The organism is Microbacterium sp. MMO-113, from assembly GCF_037148555.1.
GTDB lineage: Bacteria > Actinomycetota > Actinomycetes > Actinomycetales > Microbacteriaceae > Microbacterium.
The window spans coordinates 230,999-246,181 of record NZ_JBBCTD010000004.1; the positions used below are offsets into that span (position 1 = coordinate 230,999).

At 72.2% G+C, this 15,183-nt stretch carries 15 protein-coding genes; 5 read left to right on the plus strand and 10 right to left on the minus strand.

The features are described 5' to 3' along the window. Window positions 1-17: 17 nt before the first annotated feature. From WFJ36_RS14810 to WFJ36_RS14845, 8 genes are all read right to left on the minus strand, one after another. Entirely contained in the window at window positions 18-1,649 is a 1,632-nt protein-coding gene (locus tag WFJ36_RS14810; RefSeq protein ID WP_071329242.1) for an ABC transporter ATP-binding protein, read from the minus strand. Then, the gene (locus tag WFJ36_RS14815) at window positions 1,646-2,728 is read right to left on the minus strand and encodes a serine hydrolase domain-containing protein (protein ID WP_071329243.1); all 1,083 of its coding nucleotides are present in this window, start codon (window positions 2,726-2,728) and stop codon (window positions 1,646-1,648) included. Before WFJ36_RS14815 ends, WFJ36_RS14810 begins: the two co-directional genes overlap by 4 nt. Then, window positions 2,725-3,852, minus strand: a complete 1,128-nt coding sequence (locus tag WFJ36_RS14820) for an enolase C-terminal domain-like protein (RefSeq protein WP_292786329.1) — start codon at window positions 3,850-3,852, stop codon at window positions 2,725-2,727. Before WFJ36_RS14820 ends, WFJ36_RS14815 begins: the two co-directional genes overlap by 4 nt. After that, the gene (locus WFJ36_RS14825; RefSeq protein ID WP_336643594.1) at window positions 3,849-5,039 is read right to left on the minus strand and encodes an anhydro-N-acetylmuramic acid kinase; all 1,191 of its coding nucleotides are present in this window, start codon (window positions 5,037-5,039) and stop codon (window positions 3,849-3,851) included. The genes WFJ36_RS14820 and WFJ36_RS14825 overlap by 4 nt, the downstream gene beginning before the upstream one ends. Continuing rightward, window positions 5,039-5,944, minus strand: a complete 906-nt coding sequence (gene murQ / locus WFJ36_RS14830) for an N-acetylmuramic acid 6-phosphate etherase (protein WP_336643595.1) — start codon at window positions 5,942-5,944, stop codon at window positions 5,039-5,041. Before murQ ends, WFJ36_RS14825 begins: the two co-directional genes overlap by 1 nt. Continuing rightward, window positions 5,941-6,828 carry an ABC transporter permease gene (locus WFJ36_RS14835; RefSeq protein WP_071329246.1) on the minus strand — a complete coding sequence of 296 codons (888 nt, stop codon included), beginning with the start codon at window positions 6,826-6,828 and terminating at the stop codon, window positions 5,941-5,943. Before WFJ36_RS14835 ends, murQ begins: the two co-directional genes overlap by 4 nt. Next, window positions 6,825-7,796, minus strand: a complete 972-nt coding sequence (locus WFJ36_RS14840) for an ABC transporter permease (RefSeq protein ID WP_336643596.1) — start codon at window positions 7,794-7,796, stop codon at window positions 6,825-6,827. Before WFJ36_RS14840 ends, WFJ36_RS14835 begins: the two co-directional genes overlap by 4 nt. 67 nt (window positions 7,797-7,863) lie before the next feature. Then, a complete protein-coding gene (locus WFJ36_RS14845; RefSeq protein WP_071329248.1) occupies window positions 7,864-9,414 on the minus strand; it encodes an ABC transporter substrate-binding protein in 1,551 nt (516 codons plus the stop codon). 165 nt (window positions 9,415-9,579) lie between these two features. Between WFJ36_RS14845 and WFJ36_RS14850 the strand changes: the two genes are divergently transcribed. From WFJ36_RS14850 to WFJ36_RS14860, 3 genes are all read left to right on the plus strand, one after another. Beyond that, a complete protein-coding gene (locus WFJ36_RS14850) occupies window positions 9,580-10,482 on the plus strand; it encodes a MurR/RpiR family transcriptional regulator (protein ID WP_292786343.1) in 903 nt (300 codons plus the stop codon). Between the two features lies 1 nt (window position 10,483). Further along, a complete protein-coding gene (locus WFJ36_RS14855) occupies window positions 10,484-11,626 on the plus strand; it encodes an MFS transporter (RefSeq protein WP_336643597.1) in 1,143 nt (380 codons plus the stop codon). A 122-nt stretch (window positions 11,627-11,748) separates the two neighbouring features. Then, window positions 11,749-11,985 carry a hypothetical protein gene (locus WFJ36_RS14860; protein ID WP_336643598.1) on the plus strand — a complete coding sequence of 79 codons (237 nt, stop codon included), beginning with the start codon at window positions 11,749-11,751 and terminating at the stop codon, window positions 11,983-11,985. Between the two features lie 8 nt (window positions 11,986-11,993). On the opposite strand, the gene WFJ36_RS14865 is transcribed toward WFJ36_RS14860, so the two are convergent. Together WFJ36_RS14865 and pyrE are read right to left on the minus strand one after the other, a co-directional pair. Then, entirely contained in the window at window positions 11,994-12,896 is a 903-nt protein-coding gene (locus tag WFJ36_RS14865; protein WP_336643599.1) for an ROK family protein, read from the minus strand. After that, the gene (gene pyrE, locus WFJ36_RS14870) at window positions 12,893-13,453 is read right to left on the minus strand and encodes an orotate phosphoribosyltransferase (protein ID WP_292786356.1); all 561 of its coding nucleotides are present in this window, start codon (window positions 13,451-13,453) and stop codon (window positions 12,893-12,895) included. Before pyrE ends, WFJ36_RS14865 begins: the two co-directional genes overlap by 4 nt. A 37-nt stretch (window positions 13,454-13,490) precedes the next feature. Between pyrE and WFJ36_RS14875 the strand changes: the two genes are divergently transcribed. Together WFJ36_RS14875 and WFJ36_RS14880 are read left to right on the plus strand one after the other, a co-directional pair. After that, window positions 13,491-14,336: an exodeoxyribonuclease III gene (locus tag WFJ36_RS14875; protein ID WP_292786359.1), complete on the plus strand. Its 846-nt coding sequence runs from the start codon at window positions 13,491-13,493 to the stop codon at window positions 14,334-14,336. Between the two features lie 28 nt (window positions 14,337-14,364). Then, window positions 14,365-15,171, plus strand: a complete 807-nt coding sequence (locus tag WFJ36_RS14880) for a Cof-type HAD-IIB family hydrolase (RefSeq protein WP_336643600.1) — start codon at window positions 14,365-14,367, stop codon at window positions 15,169-15,171. Window positions 15,172-15,183: the final 12 nt, after the last annotated feature.

Here is a 15,183-nt window from a genome sequence, read left to right on the forward strand (position 1 = left end):
GTCGCCGTCCCGAGGCCTCAGGAGGCGAGCGACGCTCCGGGGATCGCGGCGAGCAGCTCCCGGGTGTACGGATGCTGCGGCGTGTCGAAGATGCTCTCCGGGGTGCCGCTCTCGACCACGACGCCGCGCTGCATCACGTGCACCTCGTCCGAGATCATGCGCACGACCGCGAGGTCGTGGCTGATGAAGAGGTAGCTGAGCCCGAGGTTCTTCTGCAGGTCGGCGAGGAGCTCGAGGATCTGCGCCTGCACCAGCACGTCGAGCGCGGAGACCGCCTCGTCCAGCACGACGAGCTCGGGCTCCAGGGCCAGGGCGCGGGCGATCGCGACCCGCTGCCGCTGTCCGCCGGAGAGCTCGTGCGGCAGTCGCTCGGCCATGGCCGCGGGCAGCGCGACCTGCTCCAGGAGTTCCAGGACGCGGGCGTGCCGGGTGGCGCCGGTCCCGATCCGGTGCACGCGCAGCGGCTCGGCGATCGACTGCTCCACGGTGTACCGCGGGTCGAGCGAGGCATAGGGGTTCTGGAAGACGGGCTGCACGCGGCGGCGCAGCGCGAAGAGCTCCGTGCGGCGGAGGGCCGTGAGGTCGGTGCCGTCGAAGAGGATGGCCCCGGAGGTCGCGTCCTCCAATCCCAGCACCATGTTCGCCGTGGTGGACTTGCCCGAACCCGACTCGCCCACGATGGACACGGTCGTGCCGCGGCGGATCGAGAAGCTCACACCGTCGACCGCCGTGAAGGTCTGCGGCTCCCCGGCCTTCGCATTCCGGAGCGGGAACTCCTTGCGCAGGTCCCGGATCTCGACGAACGGCACGGCGTCGGCGGTGACCTCGCGCGTCGGGAGGGCGTCGCGGCGGGACGCGAGGCTCGGCGCGGCCGCGAGCAGCTGCCGGGTGTACTCGTGCTGCGGGTTGCCGAGGACGTCCGCCGACGTGCCCTCCTCCACGACACGGCCACGGAACATCACGACGATGCGGTCGGCGCGCTCGGCGGCGAGGGCGAGGTCGTGGGTGATGAGGAACACCGCGGTGCCCAGCTCGTCGGTCAGCTGGTCGAGCTGGTCGAGGATCCGCCGCTGCACGGTGACGTCGAGCGCCGAGGTGGGCTCGTCGGCGATGAGCAGCCGCGGCTTGCAGGCGAGCCCCATCGCGATGAGCGCACGCTGCCGCATGCCTCCGGAGAACTCGTGCGGGTACTGGGTCGCCCGGCGGGCGGCATCGGGGATCCCGACCATCTCCAGCAGCTCGACGACGCGGGCCTTCGTCCCGTCGCCGCTGGTGTACCCGTGCACTTCGAGGGCCTCGCCGATCTGCTCGCCGACGCGCATGAGGGGGTTGAGGTTCGACATCGGGTCCTGCGGCACGAGGCCGATTCCGGCTCCGCGGAGGGACACCATCGCGTTCTCGGGGAGGTCGGTGAGCTCGCGGCCCTCGAAGCGGATGCTCCCCGCGGTGATGACGCCGTTCTCGGGCAGCAGACGGTTGACCGCGGCCGCGGTGGTGGACTTCCCGGAGCCGGATTCGCCGACCACGGCGACCGTCTCGCCGGCGGCGATGTCGATCGTGATGTCGCTGATCGCGGTGACCAGCTCGGAGCCGGTCCGGAAGGCGACCGCGAGGCCGTCGATGCTCAGCACGGGCGGGGTGGTGCTCATGGGGTACTCGTTCCTTCGGGGTCGAGGAGTGCGGGCAGCGCTGCGCGCCACAGGGTCTCGGTGGGGGCGATCTCGTCGGCGAACAGCCGGTTGGCGAGCAGGACGACGGCGGTCCCGGTGGCGGGGACCACGCCGAGCGCGCACCCCGTGTAGCCGGGATGCCAGAGCATCCGGGTCGGGCGTCCGTCCGCCGTCACGGTGTCGCTGCGCCAGCCGAGGGCCTGACCGGGGTCCGGGCCGTCGCGGAACAGCTCGGCCACGAGCGCCGGGTCCCAGAGGTCGTGGGGCACCTCGGGGTCGGCGAGCGCGACGCCGAGGGTCAGCAGCTCGTCGACCGTGCCGAACAGGCCGGCGTGCCCCGAGACGCCGTGCAGGGCGTGGAAGCAGTTGCCGTCGTTGACGACGCCGGTGATCTCGCCCTCGCGCCAGGGGAAGTGCCGGCGAGAGGTGAGGATCGGGTAGGGCGTGCCGGTGGCGACCATCCGTCGCTCGGCGGCATCGCCGTCGCCCGTGGACGACGCGACCGGCCCGGGGACGGGCCCGTAGCCCGTGCGCGTGAGGCCGAGGGGCCCGGTCACGAGCTCGCGCACGGCGGCGTCCAGGGAGAGGCCGGTCACGGCGGCGATGATCCGTCCGAGGATCAGGAAGCCCAGGTCGGAGTAGTGCCGCCCGTCGTCCACGCCGTAGCGGAGCGGGAGCGTGTCGGCGGCGGCCGCGCCGTCGACATGCGTGCCGTCGAGGTAGAGCGGCTGCCACTCCCAGAGCCCCGCCCGGTGCAGGAGCAGGTGCCGCACGGTCGTCCCTGGGGCGCAGGCGGTTCCGGAGACGAAGCGGTCCACCGGATCGTCGAACCGGAGGTCCCCCCGGGAGGCCAGCCCGAGGAGCGCGGTGGTGGTCGCGGCGACCTTGGTGACCGAGGCGAGGTCGAACGCCGTCTCCGTCGTGACCGGCGTCCCCGCGAGGTCGGCGAAGCCGCCGGCGGCCGTGTCCCGGCTCGTGCGGGTGGCGACACCGGCGACGGCTCCCCGCGGCGCGGTCGGCCCGGTGAGGACCGCGGCGATCGCCTCGGCGGCGCTCATACGAGAGCTCCTGTGCGGGAGCGGTCGAGCAGCACCTCGGCGTCGGGGGCGATCCCGGTGATCCCCAGTCCTGCGGCCGGGGCGAGGGTGAGCCACTCCGCGTCGGCGGTGAGCCCTCCGGTCACCGGCGACCGGCGCAGCCACGACGCCGCGTCGAGGTCGTGCACGACGTCCGGAGCGACCGCGGCGGCGAGGTGCGCCGCGGCGGCCACCCCGACGTGCGACTCCATCATGCAGCCGACGATGATGCCGAGTCCGGCGGAGCGGGCGGCCTGCACGCAGGCGAGCGCCTCGCGGAGCCCGCCGGTCTTGGCGAGCTTGACGTTCACGAGCCCGGCAGCTCCGCGCACGGCGATGTCGCGGACATCCTGCGCGGTGCGGACCGATTCGTCCGCCATGATCCGGGTGTCGACGGCGGCGGTCACCGCGGCCAGCGCATCCAGGTCGCGCGCGGCGACGGGCTGCTCGACGAACTCGAGCCCGAGACCGGCGTCCTCCGCCGCTTGGATGACGCGGATCGCGGTCTCGGCGTCCCACGCCTGGTTCGCGTCCACGCGCAGCGTGATGTCGGCGCCGACGGCGGCGCGGACGGCCAGGAGACCCGCGACCGTGTCGTGTTCGCGGGACGCCTTGATCTTGAGACAGCGGAATCCCGCCGCCGCGTGCTCGACGGCGGTCGCGGCCAGCGCGGCCGGCCTCGCCACGGACAGCGTCATGTCGGTGCGGATGCGCGGGGGCGCGTCTGCGTGCGGGGCGAGCGTCGGTGCGAGCGGCTCATCCCGGTGCTGCGCGGCGAGGTCGGCGAGCGCGCAGGCCACCGCGCTGCGGGCGGCGGCGTTTCCCCAGGCGGCCGCAGCGAGGGCGTCCGGCAGCCCGGGATCGTCGACGGAGCGCCCGAGCACGGCGTCGGCGAAGGGACCGGCGACCACGGCCGTCACGCTCTCGGGGCTCTCCCCGGTGACGCGCCAGCTCGTCGCGGCCTCCCCGTACCCGCGACGGCCGTCGGCGTCGGTCACCTCCACGAGCACGACGTCGAGGTGGTCCGTACGACGGACGGCCGTGACGAAGGGACGCGCCAGGGGCGAAGGCACCCGCAGCACGCGCATCCGCTCGACGACGGTCACGATCCCGCCGCCTCCGTGAGGGTGAGGGAATCGACGGCCGCGACCGGCTCGGGCATCTGCAGCGGACCGGCGCCGGGCGTGATCGTGCCGAGGATGCGCGGCTCGCGCGCCCCCGTCCCTCCGGGGACGATGGCGGGGACGCCGTGCAGGGTCGCCCAGCCGATGAGCGCGAGGAGGATGGCCTCCTTGCTGTCGGCGGGGGCGCCGAGCTCGTCGGCCAGGACGACCTCCGTCTGCGGCAGCGCGGTCCGCAGCCCGTCGAGGATCAGCGGGTTGCGGTAGCCGCCGCCGGACACCGCGAGGAAGCCGATCCCGGCGGCCTCGACGTCGCGGGCGACCGTGCGGACCGTGAGCTCGGTGAGCGTGCGCACGACGTCGGCGACCGCGATCTCGCGTCCCTGCGCCGCGAGGTGCTCCTGCACGTAGGCGAGGTGGAAGTGCTCCTTGCCCGTGCTCTTCGGCGGGGTGAGCGCGTAGTAGGGGTCTGCGAGCATCGCGTCCAGCAGCGCCTCGTCGACCCGTCCGGTCCGAGCGATCGCCGCATCGTCGTCATAGCCGAGCGGGTTGAGGTCGTGCGCGACGATGACCGCGTCGACCAGGGCGTTCGCGGGGCCGATGTCGTAGGCGACGAGGCCGTCGGGGCGGACGACGGTCATGTTCGAGATGCCGCCGAGGTTCAGCGCCGCCGAGATGCCGGCGCGGCCACGGAGCAGCAGCTCGTCGAGGAACGACACGAGCGGAGCGCCGTGGCCGCCCGCGGTGATGTCGCGGATGCGGATGTCGGAGACGACGGGCACCCCGGTCTTCTCGGCGATCCAGGCCGGCTGCCCGATCTGGAGGGTGCCGAGCGCGTGGGCGCCGTCGACCCAGTGGTACACGGTCTGGCCGTGCGAGCACACCGCGTCGACACCGCCGACCTCGGCCGCGACCTCGGCCGCGACCTCGGCGAATGCCTGCCCGATGAGGGTGTCGAGCTCGGCCACCTCGGCCAGGGTGGTCTGCGCCGGAGGGAGCGCGGCGATGAGTCGTGCCCGCAGCTCGGGGTCGTAGGGGACGCTCGTGGACGCGAGCACCGTGCCCCGGAGATCGACACCGTGCGCCGTGAAGCCCCCGTTGGTGGCGAAGTCGACGACGGCGGCGTCGATCCCGTCGTGCGAGGTGCCGGAGATCAGTCCCAGGACGCGCATCAGTTCTCCTCCAGTGCGGTGCGCAGACGGCCGTCGGCCGCCGCGAGTCGGTCGGTGGCCGCGGCGAGGTCCTCCCCGCGGCGGATCATGATGGTGGCGAGCTTCACGTCCCACCCTGCGCTCTCCAGCGCGGCGGCCGCCGTGTCGCGATCGACGTCGGCGATCGTCCGCACCATGCGGATCGCGCGCTCGCGGAGCTTGTGGTTCGTGGCCTTCACGTCGACCATCAGGTTGCCGTAGGCCTTGCCGTTCCGGACCATCGCGATGGTCGAGAACATGTTCAGGACCAGTTTCTGGGCCGTGCCGGACTTGAGGCGCGTGGAGCCGGCGAGCACCTCGGGGCCGACCTCGACCTCGATGCCGTGCTCGGCGACCGCGCTCAGCGCGGTGCCGGTGTTGCACGACAGGCCGACGCCGAGCGCCCCGCGCTCCCGCGCCCGCCGGACGGCGGCGACCACGTACGGCGTGCGGCCGCTGGACGCGATGCCGATCACGGTGTCGAGCGGGCCGATGCCCGCGGAGTCGATGGCCGCAGCCCCGGCCTCCGCGTCGTCCTCCGCGCCTTCGACGGGGTTCACGATCGCACCGGGACCGCCGGCCATGATCGCGAACACCAGCTCCGGCGGGGTGCTGAACGTGGGCGGGCACTCCGAGGCGTCGAGCACGCCGATGCGTCCGGGGGCGCCTGCGCCGACGTAGACCAGGCGTCCGCCCTGCGCCATGCGCGCGGCCGTCTGCTCGATCGCCGGGACGATCTGCGGGAGAGCGCGCTGCACGGCCGCGGGCACGGTGGCGTCGGCCTCGTTCATGGTCTGCGCGAGCTCGGCCACGCTCATCTGGTCGAGGCGGGCGTACCGGGGGTCGCTCGCCTCGGTGGCGAGGGCGCCGAGGTCTTCCGCGATCATCGCTTGCCCCGGTTCCGCGGGTCGAGGCTGTCGCGCAGCCCGTCGCCCAGCAGGTTCAGGCCGACGACGAGGAGCACGACGACCACGCCGGGGGCGATCATCGTCCACGGGGCGATGGTCACGAGGGTCCGCGCCTCGAAGATCATGGAGCCGAGCGAGGGCGCGGGCGGCGGAGTCCCGAGTCCGAGGAAGCTCAGCGACGCCTCCGTGAGCACCGCCCACGAGAGGGAGAGCGTGACCTGCACGATGATGATCGAGGTGATGTTCGGCAGGACGTGGCGGAACATGGTCGCCATGCGGCTCTGCCCCGTGCTCTTGGCCGCCTTGACGTACTCCACCTCGCGCAGCGACAGCACGGGGCCGCGGGTCACGCGGATGAAGATCGGCACGTAGACGATCGCGATGGCCACGGCGATCGTGAACCAGTTGCGGTCGAACACCGAGGCGAGCGACAGGGCGAGCAGCAGCGGCGGGAACGCGAACAGCACGTTGGTGACCGCCGTGATCGCACCGTCGGAGAAGCCGCGGTAGAAACCGGCGATGAGTCCGCAGACCGTGCCGACCACGGTCGCGAACGCCACGGCGACCACGGAGATGAGCGCCGAGTTGGCGACACCGGCTGCTACCCGCGAGAACACGTCGCGGCCGAACTGGTCGGTGCCGAACCAGTGCACCGCGGACGGCGGCTGCAGCCGGGACGGCGGGTCCTGCGCGAGCGGGTCGAACGGCAGCAGGCCGAACGCCGAGACGAGGCTGAGCACCGCGAGCAGCGCGACGATGATGAGGCCGGAGAGACCGCTGCGGCTGCGCAGCAGGAGACGCACGCGCTCCATGGTGCGTCCGCCGCCGGGGGCGAGGGTCGGGGTCTGAGAGATGTCGGTCATGCGGCACGCACCCGAGGATCGATGACCCGGTAGAGCAGGTCGGTGAGCAGGTTGACGATGACGAAGGCGAGCGCGATCACGAGCACGGTGCTCTGCACGAGCGCGTACTCCTTCTGCTGGATGCCGAGCAGCACCTGGCGCCCGATGCCGGGGAGCGAGAAGATCTGCTCCACCACGACGGCACCGCCGAGGAGGTAGCCGAACTGCAGACCGGTCATCGTGACGATGGGCACCAGGGCGTTGCCGAGCACGTGACGCACCTGCAGCCGACGCGGGGGCACGCCCTTCGCCTTGGCGGTGCGGATGAAGTCGTTGGAGCGGATCTCGAGCACCGCCGTGCGGGTCGTGCGCATGATCGGTGCGGCGATGCCGAAGCCGAGCACGATCGAGGGCAGCAGCATCTGCTGGAGGTTCAGCAGCGGGTTCTCGAAGAGCGTGGCGTACGCCTGCCCGTTGGGGTTGAATCCGAACGACTGGGCGAGGATCGCGAGCAGTGCCGTGCCGAGCAGGAAGGCAGGGATCGAGAGCCCGGCGAGGCCGACGACCTGACCGACGCCGTCACGGAACGAGTCGGGCTTCGAGGCGGACAGCATGCCGAGCGGGATGCCGATGGCCAGCGCGATCACGATGGAGATGATCGCGAGCTCGAAAGTCACGGGAAGAGCGGCGGCGGTGAGGTCGAGGACGCTCGTCTGCGCCCGGGAGGAGAAGCCGAGGTTGCCGGTGAAGATGTTGCCGAGCCACGAGAAGAACTGCACGACGAGCGGCTGGTCGAGACCGTAGTACGCCTCGAGCGCGGCACGCTGCGCCGGAGTGAGCGCGGCCGCCTCGGTGCCGAGGCCGGAGCTGATCTGGTCGCCGGGGATGGCGCGCAGCATCAGGAAGACGAAGACGGCGACGCCGAAGAGGGTGCCGAGGGCTGCGAGGATGCGTCGCAGCACGCTGTTGCGGAGGAGCTGTCTGAACATGCGCGTGGGAGAGGTGCCTGTCGTCGGGGAGCCGAGGGGGCGCGGACGTCCGCGCCCCCTCGTTCCGCTACTGGATGGAGGTGGTCCGCAGGTACTGCAGCGAGCCGTTCGCCATCGGGGTGAAGCCGTCGACGGTCGAGGCCGTCGCGGTGTAGGTGTAGCTGGTGAACAGCCAGATCCAGGCGGCGTTGTCCTCGAGGTTCTCGGAGACCTGCGCGTAGATGTCCTTGCGCTTCTCGGGGTCGGCCGTCTCGCGTCCCTCGGCGAAGAGCGCGTCGAGCTCGGGCGAGGAGTACCCCGCGACCTGGTTCAGGTTGCCGGTGCTGGTGAAGTAGCGGCCGTACATGCCGTCCGGGTCCGGGCGTCCGCCGTTGAGGGCGACCGCGGCGTCGAAGTCGGCCGCGATCCAGCGGTCCACGAACGCGCCGGACTCGAGCACCTCGAGGTCGAGCGTGATGTTCGCGTCGGCGAGCTGCGCCTTGAGGTTCTGCGCCTCGTTGACGGAGGTGGCGTACTCGCCCTGGGACACGATCGTCTTGACGGTGACGCCGTCCTCCTTGCCGGCCTTCTTCAGGTACTCGGCCGCCTTGTCGAGGTCGCGCTCGGGGCACGGGCGCGCGTCGGGGTCGGACTTGAAGGCGGGAGAGGTGATCGGACCGGTGACCTCGCCCTCGCCGAGCGCGGCGGTGTCGAGGACCTCCTGGCGGTCGATCGCGCACTGCATCGCGAGGCGCACGTTCACGTCGGCGAGGTCGCCGCGCTGCGCGTTCAGCTGCAGGGCGTGGTAGCTGAGCTGCGGGGTGGTGGCGACCTCGACGTTCGCGCCCTCGGCCGTCTGCGCGACGAGCGGGTCGTCGAACACGGCCAGCTGCACGTTGCCGGACTGCATCGCCGAGACGATGGACGACTCGTCGGGGATCACGCGGAACTCGACGGTGTCGAGCAGCGCGGTGTCGCCCCAGTAGTCCTCGTTCTTGGCGAGGGTGAGCGACTGGCTCGCCTTCCGGTCCTCCAGCACGAACGGGCCGGTGCCGTTCGGGGTGGTGTTGAGCGCCTCCTCGGTGTCGTCCGACGAGAGCATCGCCATGTTGATGACGGCGAGGTTCGCGGGCAGCGCGGCATCGGGGGCACTGAGGGTGAGGGTGACGGTGCTCTCGTCGGTGGCCTCGACGGCGGCGACCGAGGCGAGGGAGCTCGCGGCCACGGCAGCGGTCGCCTCATCGGCGATCGCGTCCAGCGAGTACTTCACGTCGGCGGAGTCGAAGGCGCTGCCGTCCGCGAACGTGACGCCCTCGCGGAGGTGGAGGGTGACCGTGAGGCCGTCCTCGGAGACGTCCCACGACTCGGCGAGACCGGGGACGACGTTGAGCTCCTCGTCGAACTCGGTCAGGGTGCCGTACAGGTTCTGCAGGACGTTGACCGCCTGGAACTGGGTGGCCTTCCACGGGAAGAGGGTGTCGGGATCGCTCGTGACGCCGATGACCAGGTCGCCGCCGGCGGCTCCGGATCCGGTGTCGGACGGGTTCGACGCCGGCGCGGAACACCCGGTGATGACGAGCGCCGCGGCGAGGCCGGTGGCGGTGAGGGCGCCGAGAGACGCCCACCGTGCTGTGCTCATTGCTGTTTCCTCCTGGCTGGGACCGCGTCGCCCTGGCTCGGATCAGGCGGTGCTGCCTGATGCCCCGCGAACATCGTCGGTCTGGGTAAGTACCAAAAGTACACGAAAGTACCTACGCGTGTAACAGAAGTTCCTCTAGTGTTATGAACACCGATCGGAGACCCCATGCCCCACGATGCCGCTCGCGACGACGCCGGCACCCACCTCGTGCTCGTGCGGATGCGCGCCCTGCGCCCCGAACTCCGTCCGAGCGAGCAGCGCATCGCCGACCTGTTCCTCGCCGACCCCGCCGGGACCGCCGGGCTCTCCGTCGCCGAGCTCGCGCACCGCTGCGACACCTCGACCACGTCCGTCGTGCGGTTCTGCAAACGACTCGGGTACGACCATGTGCGCGAGCTGCGCAACCATGTGCTGCGGGAGGTCGAGCGCGAGACGTTCGACACCGCCGCGCTCCCCGCGGTGTCCGGCGACATCGACCGCAACGACACCCTCGCCGACATCGTCGCGAAGGTGTCGCTCGCCGAGACGCTCTCCCTCGCCGACACTGCCAAGGTGCTCGACACCGACGCGCTCCGCGCCACGGTCGAGGCGATCACCTCCTCCACCCGGGTGGACATCTTCGGCGTGGGGGCGAGCTCCATCGTCGGGCTCGACCTCCAGCGCAAGCTCACCCGGATCGGGCGGACGGCGTTGGAATGGTCCGACCCGCACGCCGCCTGGACCTCCGCTGCCACCCTCGGACCGGGGAACGTCGCGATCGCCGTCTCGCACACGGGCGCCACGACAGACACCATCGAGTTCCTCCTGCTCGCCCGGCAGGCGGGCGCGACGGCCATCGCCATCACCAACCACGCCGGCTCCCCGCTCGCCGGTCAGGCCGACATCGTGCTGACCACCGCCGCGCGCGAGACGGGCTTCCGCTCCGGAGCCCTGGGCAGCCGGATCGCCCAGCTCATGGTCGTCGACTGCATCTTCATCGGGGTCGCGCAGTCCAACTACGACCGATCGATGGAGGCCCTCCGCGACACCTTCGCCGCCGTACATCACGTGCGCGCGGGCGGCGCCTGAGATGAGCGCGCGCCGACTCCGCGTCGGGCTGTTCACGGCGTTCGGCGGCCTCGGCGTGACCGCGGCGTTCGTCCCGGCCGTCCTTCCCTCCGCGGAGCACGCGACGGACGCCGACCTGAGTGCCGCCGTGCCCGTCCTCTTCGCGGGACTCCTCGTGGGCGTGCTGCTGTCGGGTCCGCTCCTGGTGCGCCGCCCACCCCGGACGACGCTCGTGCTGGGCAGCCTCCTGCAGGCGGCCGCCATCGTCGGTGTCGCCCTCGCGACGGATCCGGGCGTCTTCCTCGCGGCCGCCGCGCTCGCGGGGCTCGGGTTCGGTCTCGTCGAGGCAGCGGGCTCCGTGGCAGCCAAGGCCGCCAGCGCGGCGAGCGCGACCGGGATGCTGAGCGCCCTGATGGGCACGGTCGCCGTGTGCGCCGCCGTCACACCACTCGTGGTGGCGCTCGGGGCCGGCGCCCGTCCGGCCCTGACGCTGCTCGCGACCGTACCCCTGGCGACCGCCGCGGTGCTCGCCGGCGCCACCACTCTCGCCCGTCCGGCCGAGGCCCCGGCACGACGGGACGCACGCTCCCTGCTCGTCCTCCTCCCCTTCGCGCTGGCGCTGCCGCTCTACGTCGGCGTGGAGACCGTCCTGTCGGGCTGGTCGGCCGTGATTCCGGAGCGGGCGCTCGCGATCGAACCCGCCACCGCCGCGCTTGGCACCTCCGCCTTCTGGGCGCTGATGGCCGTCGGCCGCTTCGGCGCCGCCGCTCTCCGACGGGCGGCGGTTCCGCCGCTCGCCCTGCTGGCGACCGCGACGGGGGCTGCCGCCGTCCTCCTGGTGCTCGCCGGCGTGCTCCTCGGCGATCAGCCGGTCGCGGCGCTGATCATCCTCGCCGTCGTCGTGGTCCTGCTGGCCCCGAGCTACGGCCTCATCCTCGGACTCGCGCTCGACCGACTCGATCCGGCCCGCAGCGCCGCGGTCACCGGGGCGCTCGTGGCCTGCGGCGCGGTCGGCGGCACGTTCGCCCCGACGCTCGTCCTGCTGATCGGGCGCGACCCGGCGTCGAGCGTCACGTTCCTCGTGTCCGCCGTCCTGTGCGCGGTCATCCCCGTGCTCATGCTCGTGGCGTCACGCTCCGGGCGCGCCGTCCCGGCGCTGCGGTGACGCACTCTTCCTCCCCCATCGGGCCTGCACACGACCTCTTCACAGATGCCGGAATTTCGAGCGGCGCCCGCACGGCGACCCCGTATCGTCGAAGCCACACCCGCACCGAGGAAGGGAGCACCGTGTCCGCGGACACCCTCACGATCATCGTCAGCGCGATCGGCGTCGTGCTCACCCTCGGCGCGAGTCTGTTCGCGGCAGGGGCGTGGATGATCCGTCGCATCGATGAGCGTCTCGGCACCGTCGAAGAGAAGCTCACCGCCCGCATCGATGCGGTGGCGGCGGACGTCACGGATCTGAAGATCGCCGTCGCCCGGCTCGAGGGGCCCCCGCGACACCTGCTCGTATCAGGGAGCTGAGCCTCCCGTCAGCGCAGGACGAGGGCGGCGGCGCCGATCAACGGCCCCTCGTCGCCCAGGCCCGAGCGGACGACGCGGGTGCGACGGGAGTACTCGTGCACGGCGCTGGCGGTGAGAGCCTGCTGGACGAGGTCGATGTAGTCCGCCGACACCCGCGAGAAGCCGCCGCCGATGGCGACGACGTCGAGGTCGACGAGGGTGGCGGCATCGGCCAGCGCCTCGCCGACGGCGCGGGCCGAGCGCTCGATCGCCGCACGGGCGACGGCGACACCGGCCGCGGCATCCCGGGCCAGGTCCTCCCCGGTCGCGCCTGACCAGCCCTGCTCCCGCGCCCAGGCGGCACTGGCAGGTCCGGAGGCGATCTCCTCGAGAGTGAGCCCGCCCTCGCGGCGCACCTGGCCGAGGTGCCCGGCGTTGCCGCTGGCCCCGGGCACATACGCACCTCCCACGACGAAACCGCCGCCGACGCCGGTGGAGACGACGATCGACAGGGAGGCTCCCGCCTGCTGCGTCGCCCCCAGCCACGACTCCGCGAGCGCGAGCGCGCCGCCGTCGTGACCCAGGACCGCCGGGACGTCCCGGCCGAGTGCGGACGAGGCCGCACGGGCGACCGCGTCGACGAGGCCGAACCCCCGCGCGAGGGGCATGTTCACCGGCAGGATCTCACCGCGGGTCCGATCCACGGGACCCGCGCTGCCGATCCCGGCGCCGACGAGCTCCGCGTCGGCGGGGAGGGCGGCGAGCGCATGCCGCACGATCGCGTCGACCGCCGCCGTCAACGACGCGGACGTCGCCTCACGGCCGGTGGGCTGCCGGCTGCGGCTGCCGGGGACGAGCGTGCCGTCGTCGGCGACGAGGGCGGCCTCCATCTTCGTGCCGCCCACGTCGACGGCCAGCGCGTAGCGGGTCACTGCGGGTCGAGTCCGAGGTCGTCGAGGTCGAAGGCCGCGCGCCACTCCAGGCCCTCGGCCTCGATGGCGGCCTGCGCGCCGGTCTTGCGGTCGACGATCACCGCGACCGCGACGACCTCCGCGCCTTCTTTGCGCAGCGCCTCGACCGCCTTGAGCGCGGACTGCCCGGTGGTCGAGGTGTCCTCCAGCACGACCACGCGCTTGCCCTTCACGTCGGCGCCCTCGATCTGGCGACCGCGGCCGTGGTCCTTCGGCTCCTTCCGCACGACGAACGCGTCGAGCGGACGGTCGGTGCCGACCGAGGCATGCAGGACGGCGTTCGCGATCGGGTCGGCGCCGAGCGTCAGACCGCCGACGGCGACGACGTCGAGATCGGCGATCAGGTCGAGCATGATGCGACCGATCGCCGGGGCCGCGCGGTGGTCGAGGGTGAGCTTGCGCATGTCGACGTAGTACGTCGCCTTCTTGCCGCTGGAGAGGGTGAAATCGCCGTGGAACACCGCCTCCTCCGTGATGAGGGCGAGGAGGGTCTGGCGGTCTGCGTCGAGTGCGGTCACGGCATCCAGTGTAGGAGGCACACCCTAGGCTGGACGCATGCGCTTGGCCACCTGGAACGTCAACTCCATCCGCACCCGCGTCACCCGCACCGTCGAGTTCGCCGTCCGTGAAGACATCGACGTGCTCGCGATGCAGGAGGTGAAGTGCAAGCCGGAGCAGTTCCCGTATGCACCGTTCGAGGAGGCCGGCTACCACGTCGAGGTGCACGGCCTGAATCAGTGGAACGGCGTCGCCATCGCCAGCCGGTTGCCCGTCACCGACGTGCGCACCGCCTTCGACGGCATGCCCGGGTTCGCGAAGGGCCACGAGGGCCCCGACGCCCCGCAGGAGGCGCGCGCGCTGGGTGTCATGGTCGACGGCGTGCGCGTCTGGAGCCTGTACGTGCCCAACGGCCGCTCGCTCGACGACCCGCACTACGCCTACAAGCTGCACTGGCTCGAGCAGCTCAAGCAGTCCACCGCCGCCGAGCTGTCGGCGAATCCCGACCTTCCGCTCGCCCTCGTCGGCGACTTCAACATCATCCCGTTCGACCACGACAACGGCGATCCCGACATCGTGGTCGGCCGCTCCACCCACGTCTCCCCCGCCGAGCGTGACGCGTTCTTCGCGCTGACCGACGCGGGCGTGACCGACGTCGTGCGGCCGCTGCTCCCCGAGGGCTACACCTACTGGGACTATCAGCGGTTGAAGTTCCCACGCAACGAGGGCATCCGCATCGACTTCATCCTCGGCTCGAAGACGTTCGCCGATGCCGTCACCGGCGCCTCGATCCACCGCAACGAGCGCAAGGGCGAGCAGCCCAGCGACCACGTGCCCGTGGTGGTCGATCTGGACTTCGGCGGCGACGACGCCGACGACGACCTGCCGATGATCTTCTCCTGACTCTTCGACAGGCTCAGGGACCTACCCCGTGCGGCTGATCGCGACCGACCTCGACGGCACGCTGCTCGACAGCTCGTCCGCGGTGTCTCCGCGCACCCGTGCGGCGCTCGATGCCGCGCGGGATGCGGGCGTCGCGGTGGTGCCCGTCACCGCCCGCCAGCCGATCGGCCTGCGCGTGATCGCCGCCGACGCCGGCTTCGACGGGTGGGCGCTGTGCGGCAACGGCGCGTACGCGACGCACCTCACCGAGGGCCGCATGCTGTTCGCCGAGGAGCTGCCGCCCGCCACCCTCCGCACTCTCGCCGACGCGCTGCGCGCCAGCGTCCCCGGTCTGCTCTTCGCGAGCGTACGAGAGGGCGGCGAGACGTTCGTGGCGCAGCACGGCTATGCGGCGATCGCGCAGCTGTCCGATCACAAGCGCGACCCCGCGACCATGGGCGGCGTGCCCCTGGACGAGGTGCTGGCCGCGCCGACGCTCAAGCTCGTGATCCGACACCCGGAGCTCGCCCCCGCCGCACTCTTCGCGACCCTGCGGTCCCTCGGGCTCACCGGGTTCGAGGCCACGCTGTCCGGCGCCCCGTTCGTCGAGGTCATGGCGCAGGGCGTCACGAAGGCGACGGGTCTCGCGCGCCTCTGCACGCACCTCGGCATCGATCGCTCCGACGTCGTGGCGTTCGGAGACGCCCTCAACGACGTCGAGATGCTCCGCTGGGCCGGTCACGGCGTGGCCATGGCGCACGCGGAACCCGTCGTGCAGGAGGCCGCCGACGAGACCACCGCGACCAACGACGAGGACGGCGTGGCCCGCGTGATCGAGCGCCTACTCGGCCCCTGAACAGGGCCACCG